14 protein-coding genes are annotated in these 17313 nt (G+C 70.9%); 9 read left to right on the top strand and 5 right to left on the bottom strand.

Translation table 11 applies throughout. From position 1 onward, the window contains the following. Window positions 1–37: 37 nt before the first annotated feature. Entirely contained in the window at window positions 38–2047 is a 2010-nt protein-coding gene (locus tag HV824_RS09975; RefSeq protein ID WP_176421516.1) for a c-type cytochrome, read from the top strand. Window positions 2048–2072: 25 nt separating this feature from the next. On the opposite strand, the gene HV824_RS09970 is transcribed toward HV824_RS09975, so the two are convergent. Beyond that, window positions 2073–2672, bottom strand: a complete 600-nt coding sequence (locus HV824_RS09970) for a hypothetical protein (protein WP_176421515.1) — start codon at window positions 2670–2672, stop codon at window positions 2073–2075. Window positions 2673–2854: 182 nt separating this feature from the next. Between HV824_RS09970 and HV824_RS09965 the strand changes: the two genes are divergently transcribed. Continuing rightward, on the top strand, window positions 2855–3790 hold the full coding sequence (locus tag HV824_RS09965; RefSeq protein WP_255207900.1) for a hypothetical protein: 936 nt from the start codon (window positions 2855–2857) through the stop codon (window positions 3788–3790). An 11-nt stretch (window positions 3791–3801) separates the two neighbouring features. Next, complete coding sequence (locus tag HV824_RS09960) at window positions 3802–4809, top strand: NAD(P)H-dependent glycerol-3-phosphate dehydrogenase (protein WP_176421514.1); 1008 nt, start codon at window positions 3802–3804, stop codon at window positions 4807–4809. A 7-nt stretch (window positions 4810–4816) separates the two neighbouring features. On the opposite strand, the gene HV824_RS09955 is transcribed toward HV824_RS09960, so the two are convergent. Both HV824_RS09955 and hflX read right to left on the bottom strand, forming a co-directional pair. Next, the gene (locus HV824_RS09955) at window positions 4817–5242 is read right to left on the bottom strand and encodes a hypothetical protein (protein WP_176423159.1); all 426 of its coding nucleotides are present in this window, start codon (window positions 5240–5242) and stop codon (window positions 4817–4819) included. Between the two features lie 47 nt (window positions 5243–5289). After that, window positions 5290–6942, bottom strand: coding sequence for a GTPase HflX (gene hflX / locus HV824_RS09950; protein ID WP_176416039.1), 1653 nt, complete (start codon window positions 6940–6942; stop codon window positions 5290–5292). A gap of 122 nt (window positions 6943–7064) precedes the next feature. On the opposite strand from hflX, the gene proB reads away from it, so the two are divergent. Next, complete coding sequence (gene proB, locus HV824_RS09945) at window positions 7065–8198, top strand: glutamate 5-kinase (protein ID WP_176416040.1); 1134 nt, start codon at window positions 7065–7067, stop codon at window positions 8196–8198. 16 nt (window positions 8199–8214) lie between these two features. On the opposite strand, the gene HV824_RS09940 is transcribed toward proB, so the two are convergent. Further along, window positions 8215–8685 (bottom strand): hypothetical protein, encoded by a 471-nt coding sequence (locus HV824_RS09940; protein WP_176423158.1) that lies wholly within the window; start codon window positions 8683–8685, stop codon window positions 8215–8217. Window positions 8686–8998: 313 nt separating this feature from the next. On the opposite strand from HV824_RS09940, the gene HV824_RS09935 reads away from it, so the two are divergent. The 5 genes from HV824_RS09935 to acnA all read left to right on the top strand — a co-directional run bounded on the left by HV824_RS09935 (window position 8999) and on the right by acnA (window position 16788). After that, entirely contained in the window at window positions 8999–10021 is a 1023-nt protein-coding gene (locus HV824_RS09935; RefSeq protein WP_176416042.1) for a YafY family protein, read from the top strand. Then, the gene (locus HV824_RS09930; protein WP_176416043.1) at window positions 10018–10947 is read left to right on the top strand and encodes a YafY family protein; all 930 of its coding nucleotides are present in this window, start codon (window positions 10018–10020) and stop codon (window positions 10945–10947) included. Before HV824_RS09935 ends, HV824_RS09930 begins: the two co-directional genes overlap by 4 nt. Window positions 10948–10953: 6 nt before the next feature. Then, window positions 10954–12525 carry an FHA domain-containing protein gene (locus HV824_RS09925; RefSeq protein WP_176416044.1) on the top strand — a complete coding sequence of 524 codons (1572 nt, stop codon included), beginning with the start codon at window positions 10954–10956 and terminating at the stop codon, window positions 12523–12525. A gap of 138 nt (window positions 12526–12663) precedes the next feature. Next, entirely contained in the window at window positions 12664–13926 is a 1263-nt protein-coding gene (gene clsB / locus HV824_RS09920; RefSeq protein ID WP_255207899.1) for a cardiolipin synthase ClsB, read from the top strand. 144 nt (window positions 13927–14070) lie between these two features. Next, window positions 14071–16788, top strand: coding sequence for an aconitate hydratase AcnA (acnA, locus tag HV824_RS09915; RefSeq protein WP_176416046.1), 2718 nt, complete (start codon window positions 14071–14073; stop codon window positions 16786–16788). 97 nt (window positions 16789–16885) lie between these two features. Here the strand turns inward: acnA and HV824_RS09910 are convergent, their stop codons facing one another. Continuing rightward, window positions 16886–17308 carry a GTP pyrophosphokinase gene (locus HV824_RS09910; RefSeq protein WP_176416047.1) on the bottom strand — a complete coding sequence of 141 codons (423 nt, stop codon included), beginning with the start codon at window positions 17306–17308 and terminating at the stop codon, window positions 16886–16888. Between the last annotated feature and the right edge of the window lie 5 nt (window positions 17309–17313).

The following is a 17313-nucleotide window of genomic DNA, read 5'->3' as shown; positions in this document are numbered from 1 at the left end:
GGGTGGGACGGGCCGCCGCGAGGAAGGGAACCCCTCCATGAGACGGACGGTCCTGGCCACGGCGCTGGTCTCGATGCTCGCGCTGCCGGCGTGTGAAGACCGCGATGCCCAGGCGACGTGGACGCAGGCGTCGGGCTCGGTGGCGCTCAGCCGGGATGACGCCTTTCTCTACGTGGTGGACTCGGACAACGGCGTCCTCGCCGTGGTGGACACCGCGCGGCGTGAAAAGGTGGGCGAGGTGAAGGTGGGCCTCCTCCCCGAGCGCGTGGCGGTGGGGCCGGACGACACCGTCTACGTCTCCAATCGCGGCTCGCGCAGCGTGTCCGTCATCCGCCGGGGTGACTGGAACGAGTCGGCCCGCATCGCGGTGGGCGTGGAGCCCGTGGGCCTGTCGGTGTCGCCCGCGGGGGACACGCTGTACGTGGTGAACAGCACCGCGCTGGCGACGTCGAGCCATGGCTCGTTGATGGCGGTGGACACGCGCTCGCTGGCGGTGCGTTGGGAGCTGCCGGTGGGGGATGAGCCCCGAGGCATCGCGCTGGCGCAGGGTGGCAAGCGCGCGCTCATCACCCGCTTCCGCCAGGGCGACCTGGTCTCCGTGGACCTGACGGACGCGGACCGGCCCCGCGTGGCGCGCGAGCAGACGGACCTGTACGCGCGCGCCAACGTCCGGGACGACGTGGCCGCGTCCCCGGACGGCATGACGCCGCTGCCTCCGACCGCGGACATCCGCTTCCAGCCGCGCGGCATGTCGAGCGTGGCGGTGACGCCGGATGGAGCGCGCGCGCTGGCGACCGTGATGTGGGCCCGGGAGGACCCGCTGTCGCCGGACGGGTCGCCGACCCCGCCGTCGGGGGGCTCGCTCTACGGCGGCGGCGGGCCCTGCAACACGGGCGGCGTGGTGGCGCCAGGGCTGGTCACCTTCGACACGGACACGGGCACGCCCCGGGTGGATGACCTGGACCGGTGCCGTCCGCCGCCGGAGCTGTCACCGGACTTCCCGCCCTCCACCATCATCAGCCCGGAGCTGACGCACCCCATCCAGGGGCCGGTGGCGGCGGTGGTGGACCCGACGGGCCTCTGGGCCTTCGTGGTGAACCGGGAGACGGACAACGTCGCCATCATCCCCACGGGGCGCCGCTCGGGCTCGGACCTGATGGCGGGCCTGGGCAGCACGGTGCGCCAGCTGGTGCGCGTGGGCTCCGGCCCCACTGGCATCGCGATGACGCGGGATGGGCGCAGGGCCTACGTCTACAACGCCTTCGACCACACGGTGACGACGCTGGTGAGCGACGGCGCGGGTGGCACCGCCAACGTGCGCGTGGACGGCGCGCCGCTGCCCATCGCCGGGGACGTACTGGCGCCGAACGAAGTGGCGGGCCGCAAGCTGTTCTTCAGCGCGCTGGACTCGCGCATGGCCAGCACGTCGGTGGGCGCGTCGTGCGCGAGCTGCCATCCCGATGGCCGCGAGGACGGCCACGTCTGGGGCTTCCCGGACGGGCCTCGTCAGACGCCCAGCCTCGCGGGCCGGAGCATGACGAAGACGGGGCCGTTCCACTGGAGCGGCGAGTTCTCCACCCTGCGCGACTTCCTCGACGCGACGGTGCGCCACCGCATGGGCGGGACGGTGCTGGACGGCGTCATGGTGGCGCAGCTGTCCGACTTCATCGACGTGCTGCCCGCGCCGGACAACCCGCACAGGGCCGACGTCTTCACGGACGCGCAGACACGCGGCGAGGCCGTGTTCCGCAAGGCCGCGTGTGGCACCTGCCACGGAGGGGAGCACTTCACCCTCAACACACAGGCCGACGTGGGCACCTTCGTCACCACGGGGCCGCTCCAGGATGCCCCGGGGGTGCGCAAGCAGGGGCTCAACACGCCGTCGCTGCTGGGGCTGGCCCGCACCGCGCCGTACCTGCATGACGGCAGCGCCGTGTCGCTGAAGGACCGGCTGATGCAAGGCCGCGAGTCGAACCAGCACGGCGTGACGGCGCAGCTCACCGACGCCGAGGTCGACGACCTGGTGGAGTACCTGCTCACGCTGTAGGGGGATGGGGCGTGTCCGGTGGGCCTCAGGGCGCGCCGGAGTCCCCCGCGCCCGCTTCACCGGCGTCCGCGTCCTGGGCACCGGGTGTCCCCGCGTCGAGCACGGCGGGCGTGGTGGCGATGAGCGCCGAGCGCGCCACCTCCACGGCCCGCTCCGTCTCACCGCCCAGCCAGGTGACGACGACCGCGCAGTCCGTGTCGTCATCCCAGGCGAGCACCTGGGACATTCCCTGGGCGGGCGCGCGCCGCACCGCGGCACGGCCCAGCGCGGGCACCGCCACGCCGCCGGCCTGGAGGGTAGGGGCCATCAACTCGTGGAGGTCCGACCCGGCGTAGCGGGCGTTGCAGTCCCAGGTGATGGAGACGGCGAGGCCGGGCTCGGCGTCCGAGCGGAAGCTGCACAGCGGTCCACAGGTGGGACAGTCGCGCTCCTGCTTCATGGTGAAGCCGGGGAGCATCAGCTCGCGGTCGTCCAAGGGCAGCAGCACCTCGCAGTCCGGGAGCGACGCGCGCGCGGCAGGGGGCGCCGGGGTGCCCGCGTCCACCGGAGGTGGGTCGGAGGGGCGGCTCCGGCACGCCGCCAGTGCCAGTGTCATGAACAATGCCGCGCGCCCTCCAGCCCTCATCCCGTGTGACTCCCGTGTGCGCCTGCTGAAGCGGCGCGGATGGTAGACCGGAGGAGGCCTCGCGCGGCGACGTTTCCCGCAGGCCGCTGACCGCTTCCGGACGCAGGCCCGTTGGGGCCTCCAAGCGGGCGGGCTTGCCTCGTGCCTTCTCCGCTCGTCGGACTAAGCTGAGGCTCCCCGCCATGCGCTCCGTCCCTTCCTTGCCCCTGCTCGTGCTTGCCTTGGTGGGAGACGTCCAGGCGCGCCCGGGCGAGCCTCCTGGGGTACCCCCGCGCAACCCGGCGCCGGACACCTCGTGGGCACAGCCCGGCGAGGTCCACGCGCCCGCTCGCAACGAAGCGCCAGACGACGCGGCCTGGGAGTCCTTCCCGGGGGCCACCGCCGTCCCCGAGGCCGAGGAGGCAGCCACGCTGCCCCAACTGCCCGAAGTCCCGCCGCTGGTGCCCGCGGACGAGGCCGCGCTCCCCGCGCCCCGGCCGCCGCCGGAGCCCGTGAGGCCGCCGCCCGTCCCCAACCAGGTGAGCCTGCTCGGCGCCCGGACGGTGGGGGCAGGGGGGATGGCCGCGGGCCTGGCCCTGGGCTTTCCCATCGTGTCCGCGCGAGTCGCCGTGGGCGTCCATCGCCGCGTGGACGTGCTGGCCGGCGTGGACAGCGCCTACGGGTTGATGAACGAGCTGCGCGTGGGCGCGCGGTGGATGGTTTTCGATGGCGGGCCCCGGTGGAGCGTGGGCGTGGCGGTGGAGGGCAGCCACGCCTTCTTCCTGCGGCCCGCGAGCGTGGAGGACCGGGGCGCGCGCTACTACAGCGGCCGCCGCAACTGGAACGTGCTGCCCGGCCTCGTCGGCAACCTCCAGCTCGCGGGCGCCCGCGCGCCGCGGCTGTTCCTGGACGTCCGCTACCTGCTGGCGCTGGACACCGAGCCCATTCAAGGGGTGCCGCTGGGCGGCCTGCCCCCTGACGTGGCGCTGTCCGGCGCCTTTCCGGTGCGCTTGGGCGCGGAAATCCCCGTGAGTGAGAAAACGTCCTACGCTCTGACGATTGGCGGGGACATTCGCACCCGGCCTGACGAGACGGACTTCATGCCCGTCATCACCTTTGGCGTCGTGACTGGTTTCTAGCGAGGTCTTCCATGCGTGGCAGTGTCATCGGCTCCGGCTCCTTCGGTACCGCCCTGGCGAACGTGCTCGCGGTCAATTGCGAGGAAGTTCGTCTGTGGGGCCGTGAGTCCTCCGTCGTGGAGGCCATCAACGTTCAGCACGAGAATCCCACCTACCTGAAGGGCATCCCCATCTCGGAGCGCGTGCGCGCCACGAATGACCTCCAGGAGGCGCTCGCGGGCGCGGAGCTGGTGGTGCTGGCCACGCCCAGCCACGCCACGCGTGAGGTGGTGGCGAAGGCCCAGGCGTACCTGCCGCGCCATGTCCCCATCGTCACGGTGTCGAAGGGCATCGAGAACGGGACGCTGCTGACGATGACGGAGCTCCTGGAGGACTGCCTGCCGGAGGAGTTCCACCCGTACCTCGCGGTGCTGTCCGGCCCCAGCTTCGCCAAGGAGCTGGCGCGGCGCATGCCCACGGTGGTGACCATCGCCTCGCACTGGGACAAGGTGGCGCTGCGCTGCCAGAAGGCGCTGCAGACGGAGACGTTCCGCAGCTACACGTCCACGGACGTGGTGGGCGTGCAGTACGGCGGCGCGCTGAAGAACGTCATCGCGATTGCCGCCGGCATGGCGGACGGCCTGGGCATGGGCCACAACGCGCGCGCGGCCATCATCACCCGCGGCCTGGCGGAGATTACGCGCCTGGCGGTCCGCAAGGGCGCCAACCCGCTGACGCTCTCCGGCCTGTCCGGCATGGGTGACCTGGTGCTGACGTGCACCGGCGAGCTGAGCCGCAACCGGCACGTGGGCATGGAGCTGGGCAAGGGCCGCAAGCTGCCGGACATCCTCGCGGACATGAAGGAAGTGGCCGAAGGCGTGAAGACGGCCCGCAGCGCGCACGAGCTGGAGCTCAAGACGGGCGTGGAGCTGCCCATCTGCCACCAGGTGTACCTGATTGCCCACGAGGGCAAGAGCGCGCGCTCGGCGGTGGTGGACCTGATGACGCGCCAGCCGAAGTCGGAGCTGGCGGGCGTCTGAGCGGCCTTCAGAAGCGGCGCGGCGCCGCGTCCGGCGTGGCGCCGCGGACGCGCCACACGGTGAGCCGCTGGGAGTTGGTGTGGCTCACCACCAGGCCCTCCTGCTGCATCTGCTCCAGCAGGCGGTTCGTCTTGAGCCGGTCCAGCCCCACGGACTTGGACAGCAAGTCACCGGGCATGCCGCTGATGTTGCGGCGCAGCTCGTTGACGATGGCGCGCTTGAACTCGTTCTTCTGGAGGCCGTCCAGGTCCTGCGTGCGCCACGCCTGGAGGACACCCGCGGCGATGATGACCAGCGTCAGAATCGCCAGCGCGGGGTAGATGATGTGGCTGTTCTGCTCCAGCAGCTCGAAGTACTTCGGAGACAGGGAGGACACAGGCTTCGCGTAGTCAGCCTGGGCCAGCAGCAGGGGAGGGAGGGCGGGAATCGACACGGCCCCCCGACTCTACGGGGAGCCGTGCCTGCCCGGCAACCGTGGGCTCAGACTGCGCCAATGGCCTCTGTGGCGCCTTCTGCGAACAGCGTGGTGTCCGCCTTGGCCAGCAGCGTCGCCAGGCCCTCGCGCGTCGCGGCGCTGATGGCCACGCCGCCCCGGGTGCGCAGCAGCACCTCCACTTCATCCGGCGGCAGCAGGTCCGCCTTGTTCCACACCATGAGGCGCGGCTTCTCCATCAGGTCGAGCGACTCGAGGATGTTCTCCACCGCCTCCACCTGCTCGTCGCGGGCGGGGTCCGCCGCGTCCACGACGTGGAGCAGCAGGCTGGCGTCGTACAGCTCCTCCAGCGTGGCGCGGAAGGCGGCGACCAGGTCCTTGGGCAAATCGCGGATGAAGCCCACCGTGTCGGTGATGATGACCTCCCGCTCCCGCGGGAAGCGCAGCCGCCGGCTGGTGGGGTCCAGGGTGGCGAACAGCTTGTTCTCCGCCAGCACCTCGGCGTTGGTAATCGCGTTGAGGAGCGTGGACTTGCCGGCGTTGGTGTAGCCGACAATGGAGATGACGGGCAGCTCGCGCCGGTTGCGCTGGGCCCGGCGCACGCTGCGCTCCTTGCCAATCGCGTCGATGCGCTTCTCCAGGTGGGTGATGCGCTCGCGCACGCGGCGGCGGTCAATCTCCAGCTTCGTCTCGCCCGGGCCCCGTCCGCCAATGCCGCCCATGAGCCGGCTGAGCGAGTCGTCGCTCTGCACCAGGCGCGGCAGCCGGTACTTCAGCTGCGCCAGCTCCACCTGGAGCTTGCCCTCGGCGCTCTGCGCGCGCTGCGCGAAGATGTCGAGGATGAGCTGTGAGCGGTCCAGGACCTTGAGGCTGGTGGCCTCGCCGATGTGCCGGCCCTGGGACGGGGTGAGGTCCTTGTCGAAGATGAGCAGGTCCACCATGGACTGCATGGAGCGCAGGTTGAGGTCCTCCAGCTTTCCGCGGCCGATGAGGTAGCGCGGGTCCGCCTCGCGCTTCACCTGGAGCACGGAGTCGATGACCTCCACGCCCGCGGTGCGCGCCAGCTCCTTCAGCTCCGCCAGGCTGGACTCGGCCAGGGCGCGGTTGCCGTCCAGGCACACCGCCACGAGGATGGCCTTCTCCCGGCCGCCCACCTTGCGTGACGCCGCCTTGCGGTTGAACTCCTCCTCCAGCGCGCCCAGCGTGTCCATGAGGTCCGGCTGCGCCACGTGGACGGAGGGCAGCGACTCGACGTGCCAGAAGTCGCCGGAGCTGTTCTCCGGAACGAGGTAGGCGTAGTGCAGGACGCCGGGCAGGCCGTCGTGGCCCACGCCAACGGCCGCCACGCAGTCCAGGCGCAGAAGCGCGAGGTCCGTGAGGTCGTCCTTGGTGAGCGGCTCGCTCTTCAAGTGGGTGTGGACCAGGCGGAGGCCACGCAGACGGACCTGACCCGCGCGGGCGCGGCCGATGTCCGGCAGCTCGAGCTTGTGGGCGCTGCCCACGATGACGTGCTCGATTTCGCCCTTCCGGTTGACGAGCACACCCACCTGCCGGTTCGTCTCACGCGACAGCTCGGTGAGGTGCCGGGCAAGCTCGGGCGACACGATTTCGTGCGGTGGGACGCGCCGGCGGAAGGTGTTGCGCAGGCGGTGCTGCTCGCTCGACTTGAGGCCCAGGGTGTTGCCGTAGATTTCCTTCAAACCGTGCTCTCCTGGCGGAGGCGTTGGGGCCCCCACCTTTTCCGTACGACTCTATGACTGCCGCTGTGAGGAAAACACGCCGGACGCGCGCGTCTTCCATTTCTGACCTACGCTGACGCCCCGTGAGTTCGATTTCCACGGGACGCACCGCCCTGCGCGCCGCCCGGCGGGTGGTGGTGAAAATCGGCACCAACGCGCTGACGAACGCCACCGGGCGGTTCAACCGTCAGCACTTCGATGCGCTGGGCCAGGACTTGTTGTGGGCCGCGCAGGGCCGCGAGCTGGTGGTGGTGTCCAGCGGGGCCATCGCCCTGGGGGTCGAGCGGCTGGGGCTGCCCTCGCGCCCTCGCGACATCCCAGGCAAGCAGGCGTGCGCGGCGGTGGGGCAGAGCCGGTTGATGCAGGCCTACGAAGAGGCCTTCGCCGCGCGCGGCAAGGCGGTGGCCCAGGTGCTGCTCACCCACGAGGACGTGCAGGAGCGCCGCCGCTACCTCAACGTGAAGCACACGCTGGAGCGACTGCTGACGGCGGGCGTCGTCCCCGTCATCAACGAGAACGACACCGTCTCCGTGGACGAGCTGAAGTTCGGTGACAACGACACGCTGGCGGGCCTGGTGGCCGGCGTGGTGGACGCCGACGCGCTCGTCCTGCTGTCGGACGTGGAGGGCCTCTACACCGGTGACCCCTGGCGCGACGCGGACGCGGAGCTGGTGGCCACGGTGATGCAGGTGACGCCGGAGGTGTTGGCGCTCGCCACCGGCACGAGCAGCGGGGTGGGGACGGGCGGCATGAGCACCAAGGTGCGGGCGGCCGCGCGCGCGTCTGACTCCGGCATCCACTGCGTGATTACGTCCGGCGCCGTGCCCGGCCGCCTGCGCGCCGTCCTGGAGGGCGCGGACGTGGGGACCCTCTTCGAGCCCACGGGCAGCCGCCGCAGCGCCCGCGCCGCGTGGATTGCCCATGCCCTGCGCGCGCGCGGGACGCTCACGGTGGATGCCGGCGCGCGCGAGGCCATTGTCACCGGCAAGCGCAGCCTGCTGCCCAGCGGCGTGCGCGGCGTGGAGGGCGACTTCGGGCGAGGAGACCCGGTGGACCTGGTGGACGCGGAGGGCGCCGTGTTCGCGCGGGGGCTGGCGGCCTACGACGCCAACGAGCTGCGACGCATCGCCGGACACCACACGGCGGACATCGAAGCGGTGCTGGGCTATCGCTACCTGGACGAGGCCGTGCACCGCGACGACCTGGCGGTGCTGTAGCCGGGCGGGGCGCCGGTCAGATGGACGAGGTGGACAGCGACTTGCCGCAGCTTTCGCCCAGCTGCATGAGCGCGCGGAACTCCGGCGAGTCCACCTTCATCAGCAGCAGGGAGACCTCGAGCTCCCCGGGCACGCGGCCGAGCTGGAGCTTGCGCTCCTGGCCGTGGAGCAGCGCCAGCTCGGAGTGGCCCTTGGCCTCGGGCAGGAGCACGTCCAACTGGAGGAGGAACGACTGGCCTTCTGCCCTGGGTGTGAGGACCAGCCGGTAGTCGGGCAGGGGCGCTCCGGGGCGGCGGCGCTCGGCGCGAAGCGTGCGGCCCGTCTCACCCAGCAGCTTGGGCTGGGCCACCAGGCGCCCGTCGCGGCGGACCTCGACGGCGAAGTAGAGGGGCTCCGCGCGCACGGGCGCAGGCGCGGCCATGCTCGTGACGCCCACGAACATCGCCAACCCGGCCACCACATTACGGACGAGGGTGATGCCGCTCATCGTGAGTCCCTTCAGAGGCTCCGCTCGCCGCGTCGGCCACGCGGCATCCGGACAGGCATGGCCCGTCCACGTCTTCTCCACTTCCACGGAATGGTGCAGCAATAACCCAGATCATGCCCGTCGTGCGAGCCCCCCGCCCAAGTCCTTGTCCGCTGGAATGAGGACAACCGCGCCTACAGACGAATACCTGCTTGTCTGTTCAGTCGTGTCCGGCTATCTCGCGGACGCTGGCGGACCGCTCACCTGTTTCCCCACCCACACGTCCACTTCTTGACCCCCCCGGGTCCGCCCGGCATCGTCGCCGACCTTTCCAATGGACCGCACCGAACGCATCCTCGACCTCGTAGCCCTTCTGCTCGACGCGCGCGAGCCCATCTCCTGGGCCGAGCTGCGCGAGCACTTCCCTGGTGACTACGGCGGCTCCGATGATGCCGCCGAGCGCAAGTTCGAGCGCGACAAGGCGGAGCTCGTGGAGCTGGGCTTTCCGCTGACGTACGTGCAGGGCGATGACGAGCGGCGGGACGGCTACCTCGTCGACCGGGACGCCTACTACCTCCCGGAGGCGGACCTCTCCAAGGAAGAGCTGGCCGTGCTCTATGCCGCTGGCTCCGCGGCGCTGGCGTCGGGCGCCTTCCCGGGCCGGGACGACCTGGCGCACGCGCTGCGGAAGATCGGCTTCTTCGCCGGTCAATCCCTGCCCACACCCCGGGTGCGCATGGAGCTGGGCTCCGTGCATGAGGGCCAGGAGAAGGAGGTCTCCGCGCGCCTGGAGCAGCTCTGGGATGCGTGCGCGGCCCGCAAGTGGGTGGACCTGACGTATGCCAGCCCCAAGCAGGCCGGCACCACGCAGCGGCGCGTGGACCCGTATGGCCTGGCGCTGCGCCGCGGCGCCTGGACGCTGGTGGGGTACTGCCACCTGCGCAAGGACCTGCGGACCTTCCACGTCCACCGGATCCGCGAGCTGAAGGTGAACACGGCGCGTCCGCGCACGCCGGACTTCCAGGTGCCGGCGGACTTCTCGCTGGAGGCCCACGTGGCGTACTTCCCGTGGCAGCACCGCTTCCATGAGCAGGTGGAGGTGGTGCTCCACCTGTCGGGCACGCTCGCCTCGCGGGCCGCGAGCCTGTTGCCCGGCGCCACGCTGGAGCCCTCGGAGATGGGGGCGGTGCGGGCGCGGCTGCCGGTGACGTTCGTGGATGGCCTGATGCGCTTCTGCCTGGCGCTGGGGCCGGACTGCCGCGTGGAGGGCCCGGAGCGGGCGCAGGCGCGCCTGCGGGAGATGGCCTCGCGCATCGTGGCGTGCCACGACGATTCGCTGGACAAGGTGAGCGCATGAGCAACGTCCACGAGCGGCTCCGCCGCCTGCTGTTCCTGGTCCCCTACGTCTCCAAGCACCCCGGCGTCACGGTGGACGCGCTCGCGCGCGCCCTCAACGTCAGCCGCGAGGACCTGCTGGAGGAGCTGGACCTGCTCACCTGTGTGGGCCGGCCGCCCTTCAACCCGGATGACTACATCGACATCTACGTGGACAACGACCGCGTCTACGTGGACCTGGACCAGCGCCTGTTCGCGCCGCCCCGGTTGACGCCGGGCGAGGCCGCGGCGCTGGCCGCGTCGGCGGAGCTGCTGCGGCCGGCCACGGGGGACGCGCTGCAGAGCGCCCTGGAGAAGCTGGAGCGCGTGCTGCCACCCGCCACCCGCGAGCGCTACCGGGAGATGTACCGGAAGATTGATGCGTCCACGGAGGCGCCCCAGGCCCTGGGGCCGCTCACCCGCGCCATCATCGAGCGCCTGGAGGTGACGTTCGGCTACGCCAGCCCCGGCCGGTCACCGGAGCCGCGCACCGTGCGCCCCTACGAGCTGCTCAGCCACCGGGGGCAGTGGTACCTGCAGGGCTACTGCCACACCCGGCAGGACGCGCGCCTGTTCCGCCTGGACCGGATGGAGGACATCCTCGTCACGGACGTGCCCTTCCAGCCGCCCGCGGACGCCCGGGCGGACGTGCCCAACCCGGCGCGGGGCTTGAAGGATGCCACGGTGCGTGTGCGCTTCTCCCCCGTGGCCGCACCGTATGTGAAGGAGCGCTTCGGCCAGGATGCCCGCCCGCTTGCTGACGGGGGCGTGGAGGTGCTGGTGGCGGGGGACAGCGAGCGCTGGCTCACCCAGTGGGTCCTGTCCTTCGGTGGCGAGGCGCAGGTCATGGAACCGGCCTCCGCGCGTGCGGCCGTTGCCCGAGCGGCGCGGGCCTCTGTAGGATTGTGACCCCCCATGCCTTTCCAGCTGACGATCTCCGAGGGTAGAGAAGCCGGTAAGGAGTTCGTCTTCGACCAGGACTCCGTTCTCATCGGCCGTTCGACGGATTGTGACGTCGCGCTGTTCGACCCGGGTGTGTCCCGGCGCCACTGCCGCATCTTCCTCGACGGTGACGCCTACGCCGTCGAAGACCAGGGCAGCGCCAACGGGTCGCTCGTCAACGGCAGTCCGGTGAAGACGCAGGTGCTCGAGGACGGCGACAAGCTGACCCTGGGGCCGGTGACGTTCATCTTCGGCATGCTGACGGACGAGCCGGCCACGGGCGAAGAGGAGCTGCCCGCCGGCGCCCAGGAAGGTGATGGCAGCACGCGCATCGTCTCCCTGGACTCCCTGAAGCGGCAGCGCAACAAGGGCGTCGCGCTGGCCCCGGACGGTGCCGACCAGGAGGCGCTGAACGAAATCCGCGAGGGCGCCACCCGCTCCAATCTGCAGGCCCTGCGCCCCGTGTCCCAGGGGCAGAGCGGCTCACGGCCGGCGGCCATCGAGCGCCCGACGCCCGCGGCGCCACCCGCGCGGCGGCCGTCCAGTTCGCCCCCGCCGGCCCGGGCCCGTCCGGCGCCGTCCGCGTCGGGGGGTGGGGGCCTGTCCGCGGCGGAGCGCGCGCGCATCCGGCGTGAGTCCCCCGGCGTGGTGTCCAGCGCGAAGCTCTTCTGGGCGGACGCCAGCCAGGGCGTGCGCACCGGCATCATCAGTGGCGGCGTGGCCATGGTGCTCGCGCTGTTCGGTGTCCTCTACTGGCTGGTGCTGAGCGGCGAGGACGGTCAGCCGGTGGGGGAGGAGCCCGCGATGCTCAGCGGCCAGCCCATCCGCGAGTCGTTCGGCCTGGGTCCGGGCGTGACGTGGGAGCGCGCGGACATGAAGGTCTTCGAGTGGGAGTACACCGCCGCCACGCGCGCGGTGGTCATCCTCCACTACCAGGCCCAGGGCATCTCCAAGGATGAGGTCGTGGTGAGCGTCAACGGCGTGGACGTGGGCAAGGTGCCGCCCGACACGCTGGCCAGCCAGGATCGCTCCATCGAGCTGATGATTCCGGCGCAGCACCTGAAGAAGGGCGAGCCCAACCGCATCATCTTCGACAACGTGAAGAATCCGCCGGGTGAAGATCCGTGGACCATCTGGAACATCTGGGTGGAGCGCGCGCTGCTGCCGGACCTGCTGCCCGAGGAGCTGGTGCGCGAGGCCACCGAGTACCACAAGCGGGGCTTGAAGCACTTCCAGACGCCGGACATCGGCGCTCGCAACCGCTACGAGGCCTGGAAGTCCTTCCGCGTGTCGTGGCTGATGCTGGAGGCCCACCCGGAGCCGAAGCCGGACCTCTACTACGACGCCCAGGAGCGCATGAAGGCGGCGCAGCAGGAGCTGGACCGCACCTGCTCCAAGCTGCTGCTGGAGGTGGAGGGCTACTACAACCAGGGCAACTACAAGAGCGCCTCCGCCACCCTGGACCACGTGAAGGAGTACTTCCCGGAGTTCGACCAGCCGTGCGCCACCCGCGCGGACGCCAAGCGCGCGGAGTACGGTCTCTAGGCCGCGCCACGGATTTCCGGTGTTCGTGAAGTCGCGGGCTTGTCCTGTCGGCTTCCGGACACCGGCTGGCACGGGAAGCCAGGCTGCGAAGCGGCTCGGGTTGCCGGCTCGCCCGGGCATCCGCACCGTTGGGAGGCCATGCGTGAGCCGGAGGCGTTGACCGAGCAGTCGGGGGAGGCGGACACGGGCGCGCCGCGGCGTGCGCCCACGCCCCCGGGGCCCGTGCCGGAGCATGGGCCGGTGTGGCGCCCCAGCGTCTCCGGGCTGCTCCTGTCGCGCTACTACCTGCCTCGCCGCCACGCGGTGGTGCAGGGCAACGCCTGCCAGTTGCTGCGGGACGGCGTGGAGGCCTACCCGGCGATGCTGGAGGCCATCCGCCAGGCGCGCCGTTATGTCCGCCTGGAGACGTACATGTTCGTCTCCGACGCCGTCGGTGAGCGGTTCGGCGAGGCGCTGGCGGAGGCGGCCGAGCGCGGCGTGCACGTGAAGGTGCTGTACGACGCGGTGGGCTCGTGGACGAGCCGCCGGAGCTTCTTCGCCGGGCTGCGCGCGCGGGGCGTGGACATCCGCGCCTTCAAGCCCTTCAGCCTGTCACGCGGGCTGCGGCACCTGCTGCGGCGGGACCACCGCAAAATCCTGGTGGTGGACGGTGAGGTGGCCTTCACCGGCGGGGTGAACATCTCCGCCCACTGGGCGCCCGCAGAGCTGGGCGCGGCGTGGCGGGATGACGTGCTGCGCATCGAAGGGCCGGCCGTCCACGAGCTGGAGCGGTGCTTCTCCGCCACGTGGCGGATGATGTTCCAGGGCCGCTTCCACCGGCTGACGCGGCGGCTGGAGCGCCTGCGCAACCCGCCGCCCCGCCGCGGCGCGGTGGGGCTGGCGGTGTTGTCCAGTCGGCGAAGCATCCACCGGTCCTATCTGCACGCCATCCGCCGGGCCCGGCGCAGCGTGCTGGTGGCCGCCGCCTACTTCATCCCGGACCGCCGCATGGTGATGGCGCTGCGTGAGGCGGCCCGGCGCGGGGTGGAGGTCCATCTGCTGCTCAACGCGCGCAGTGACCACCCCCTCCTGGAGTTCATGGCCCGGGCCTTCTACGAGCGGCTGCTGGGCGCGGGCGTCCGCATCTTCGAGTGGCAGCGCGGCGTGCTGCACGCCAAGACGGCCGTGGTGGACGGGGTGTGGGGCACCATCGGTTCGTTCAACCTGGAGCGCCTCAGCCTGGCCTTCAATCACGAGGTGAACGCCGTCTTCACCGACGCGCGCCTGGGACAGCAACTGGAGGACTCCTTCCGCACCGACTGCGGGGACTGCCGCGAGGTGACGCTGGCGGAGTTCCGCCGCCGGCCCCTGTGGCAGAAGCTGCTGGAGCGGGCACTGTCTCTGCTTCGCAGAATCATTTGAGCCACGCAGGGCCGCCCCTCAGCGGGGTGCATCCCCGCAGCGCGAAGCGTCCGGCCTTCAATGCGCTCGCAGGAACCCTTTGCAACGCGTCAAAGGGGGGCCTAGAAGTTGCCGCATCCCGCGCAAGGAAGGACGGCACAACACATGACCGACAGTTTCGGCACGAAGTCCCAGCTCAAGGTGGGTTCCGCCACCTATGACCTCTTCAGCCTGGGCAAGCTGGCCAAATCCCACCCGGCGGTGAACCGCCTGCCGTTCTCGCTGAAGGTCCTGCTGGAGAACCTGCTGCGCCACGAGGACGGCCGCGTGGTGAAGCGCGAGCACGTGGAGAAGATGCTGGCCTGGGACCCCAAGGCCACCCCGGACGTGGAGATCTCCTTCCACCCCGCCCGCGTGCTGCTCCAGGACTTCACGGGCGTGCCTGCGGTGGTGGACCTGGCGGCCATGCGCGAGGCGCTGTCCTCCATGGGCGGCAACCCGGACAAAATCAACCCGCGCAACCCGGCCGACCTGGTCATCGACCACTCGGTGCAGATTGATTCCTTCGCGACGTCCGCCGCGTTCAAGGAGAACGCGGAGCTGGAGTTCGAGCGCAACCGTGAGCGGTACGCGTTCCTCCGCTGGGGCCAGAGCGCGTTCAAGGGCTTTGGCGTGGTGCCGCCGGACATCGGCATCTGCCACCAGGTCAACCTGGAGTTCCTGGCGCACGTGACGTTCCGCCAGGGCAGCACCGTGTACCCGGACACGCTGGTGGGCACCGACAGCCACACCACGATGATCAACGGCCTGGGCGTGGTGGGCTGGGGCGTGGGCGGCATCGAGGCCGAGGCCGCGCTGCTGGGCCAGCCCATCACCATGCTGATTCCGCAGGTGGTGGGCTTCAAGCTCTCCGGCAAGCTGCCCGCGGGCGCCACCGCCACGGACCTGGTGCTCACCGTCACGCAGATGCTTCGCAAGAAGGGCGTGGTGGGCAAGTTCGTGGAGTTCTACGGCAGCGGCATGAAGAACCTGTCCCTGCCGGACCGCGCCACCATCGCGAACATGGCGCCCGAGTACGGCGCCACCATCGGCTTCTTCCCGGTGGACGAGGAGAGCCTCAACTACCTGCGCTTCACCGGCCGTCCGGACGACCTCGTCGCCCTCACCGAGGCCTACGCCAAGGAGCAGGGCCTGTGGCGGCGTGACGACGCCGAGGAGCCCCTCTTCAGCGACACGCTGGAGCTGGACCTGTCCACCGTGGTGCCCAGCCTCGCCGGCCCCAAGCGCCCGCAGGACCGCGTGCCCCTCAAGGACATGAAGTCCGGCTACGAGAAGTCGCTGGTGGAGATGCTGTCGGCCGGAAAGAGCAAGAGCGGGGACGAGGGCAAGGCCGCCGCCGCCGCGGTGCCTCCCGAGCGTCTGGCGCAGACCGTCACCGTGAAGAACGGCCGCCAGAGCTACCAGGTGGGCCACGGCGCGGTGGTGATTGCGTCGATTACCTCCTGCACCAACACCTCCAACCCGGCGGTGCTGGTGGGCGCGGGCCTCCTGGCGAAGAAGGCCGTGGAGCGCGGCCTCAACCCGAAGCCGTGGGTGAAGACGTCCCTGGCCCCGGGCAGCCGCGTGGTCAGCGAGTACCTGCGCGACGCCGGCCTGCTGCCCTACCTGGAGGCGGTGGGCTTCCACATCGTGGGCTACGGCTGCACGACGTGCATCGGCAACTCCGGTCCGCTGACGGAGCCGGTGGCCAACGCCGTCACCGAGGGCGACCTCGTGGTGGCCGCGGTCCTGTCCGGCAACCGCAACTTCGAAGGCCGCATCAACCCGCACGTGCGCATGAACTACCTGGCCAGCCCGCCGCTGGTGGTGGCCTACGCGCTGGCCGGCGAGGTGGGCGTGGACCTGGACAGCGCGCCGCTGGGCAACGATCCCAACGGCCGCCCCGTGTTCCTCAAGGACATCTGGCCCACCAACGAGGAGATTCAGGAGGTCATCCGCACCTCCGTGAAGCCGGAGCAGTTCCGCAGCCAGTACGCCAACGCCATGGAGGGCGACGCGCTCTGGCAGCAGCTGCCGGTGGGCAAGGGCGCCACGTTCCAGTGGGACGACAAGTCCACCTACGTGCGCAAGCCGCCCTTCTTCGAGAACCTGCCGAAGGAGCCCAAGCCCGCGCAGGACATCCATGGCGCGCACGTCATGGCGCTGCTGGGTGACTCCGTCACCACGGACCACATCTCCCCCGCGGGCAACATCGCCAAGGCGAGCCCGGCGGCCAAGTACCTCATGGCCAACGGCGTGGAGCCCAAGGACTTCAACTCCTACGGCGCGCGCCGCGGCAACCATGAGGTGATGGTGCGCGGCACCTTCGCCAACATCCGCCTGAAGAACCTGCTGGTTCCGGGCGTGGAGGGCGGCGTCACCGTCCACATCCCCACGCGCGAGCGGATGAGCATCTACGACGCGTCCATGAAGTACCAGGCGGAGGGCACGCCGCTGGTGGTGCTGGCGGGCGCGGAGTACGGCACCGGCTCCAGCCGTGACTGGGCGGCCAAGGGCACCATGCTGCTGGGCGTGAAGGCCGTCATCGCCAAGAGCTTCGAGCGCATCCACCGCTCCAACCTGGTGGGCATGGGCGTGCTGCCGCTCCAGTTCGAGGCGGGCCAGGACGCGGCGTCGCTGGGCCTCACCGGCCACGAGAAGTTCGATATCACCGGCGTGGCGCAGGACCTGGCGCCGCAGAAGAAGCTCACCGTGAAGGCCACGGGGGAGAGCGGCACCAAGGAGTTCACGGTGGTGTGCCGCATCGACACGCCGAACGAGCTCGACTACTACCGCCACGGCGGCATCCTGCAGTACGTGCTCCGCCAGCTGGCCAAGGCCTAGCGCGGAGTCGAAGGAACCGGCGCCCTGCTTTCCTCGGCGGGCGCCGGTAGCACCGCGGCCCGGAGTGTCCCTGGTGGCGCTCCGGGCCGTCGTGTCTTCACGGCTCGCGCAGGCGGGCCCAGGCGGCGCGGTAGCGGGCCAGGCGCTCGGCGTCCCTGGGCGTCACCGCGGCCAGCCGCCGCACGTCCATGTTGTCTTCCAGGTCCGCCAGCTTCACGCGGCGGGCGAGCGCCAGCGGGCGCAGCCGTTCGATGAAGGCCTCGTATGTCTCGTCCTGGCGGCGGGTGAGCGCGTCCAGCGCGCCCAGGACGGCTTCCGGGTAGCCCAGCTCGCGCAGGCGCTCGAGCGTGTAGGGCGTGTCCTCCACCACGTCGTGGAGGATGGCCACCGTGCGCTCCTCGTCCGTGTCCAGCCGCATCATCACTCGCAGCGGGTGGAGGATGTACGTCTGGCCGGCCTTGTCTCGCTGGCCGTGGTGCGCGGCCACCGCGAGCGCGATGGCGTCTTCGAGTGCGGGCATGCCCG

This window comes from Myxococcus sp. AM009, assembly GCF_013372605.1.
GTDB classification, from domain to species: domain Bacteria; phylum Myxococcota; class Myxococcia; order Myxococcales; family Myxococcaceae; genus Myxococcus; species Myxococcus vastator.
Note: the sequence above shows the minus strand (reverse complement) of the source record. Positions and strands in the feature narration are given on the sequence as shown.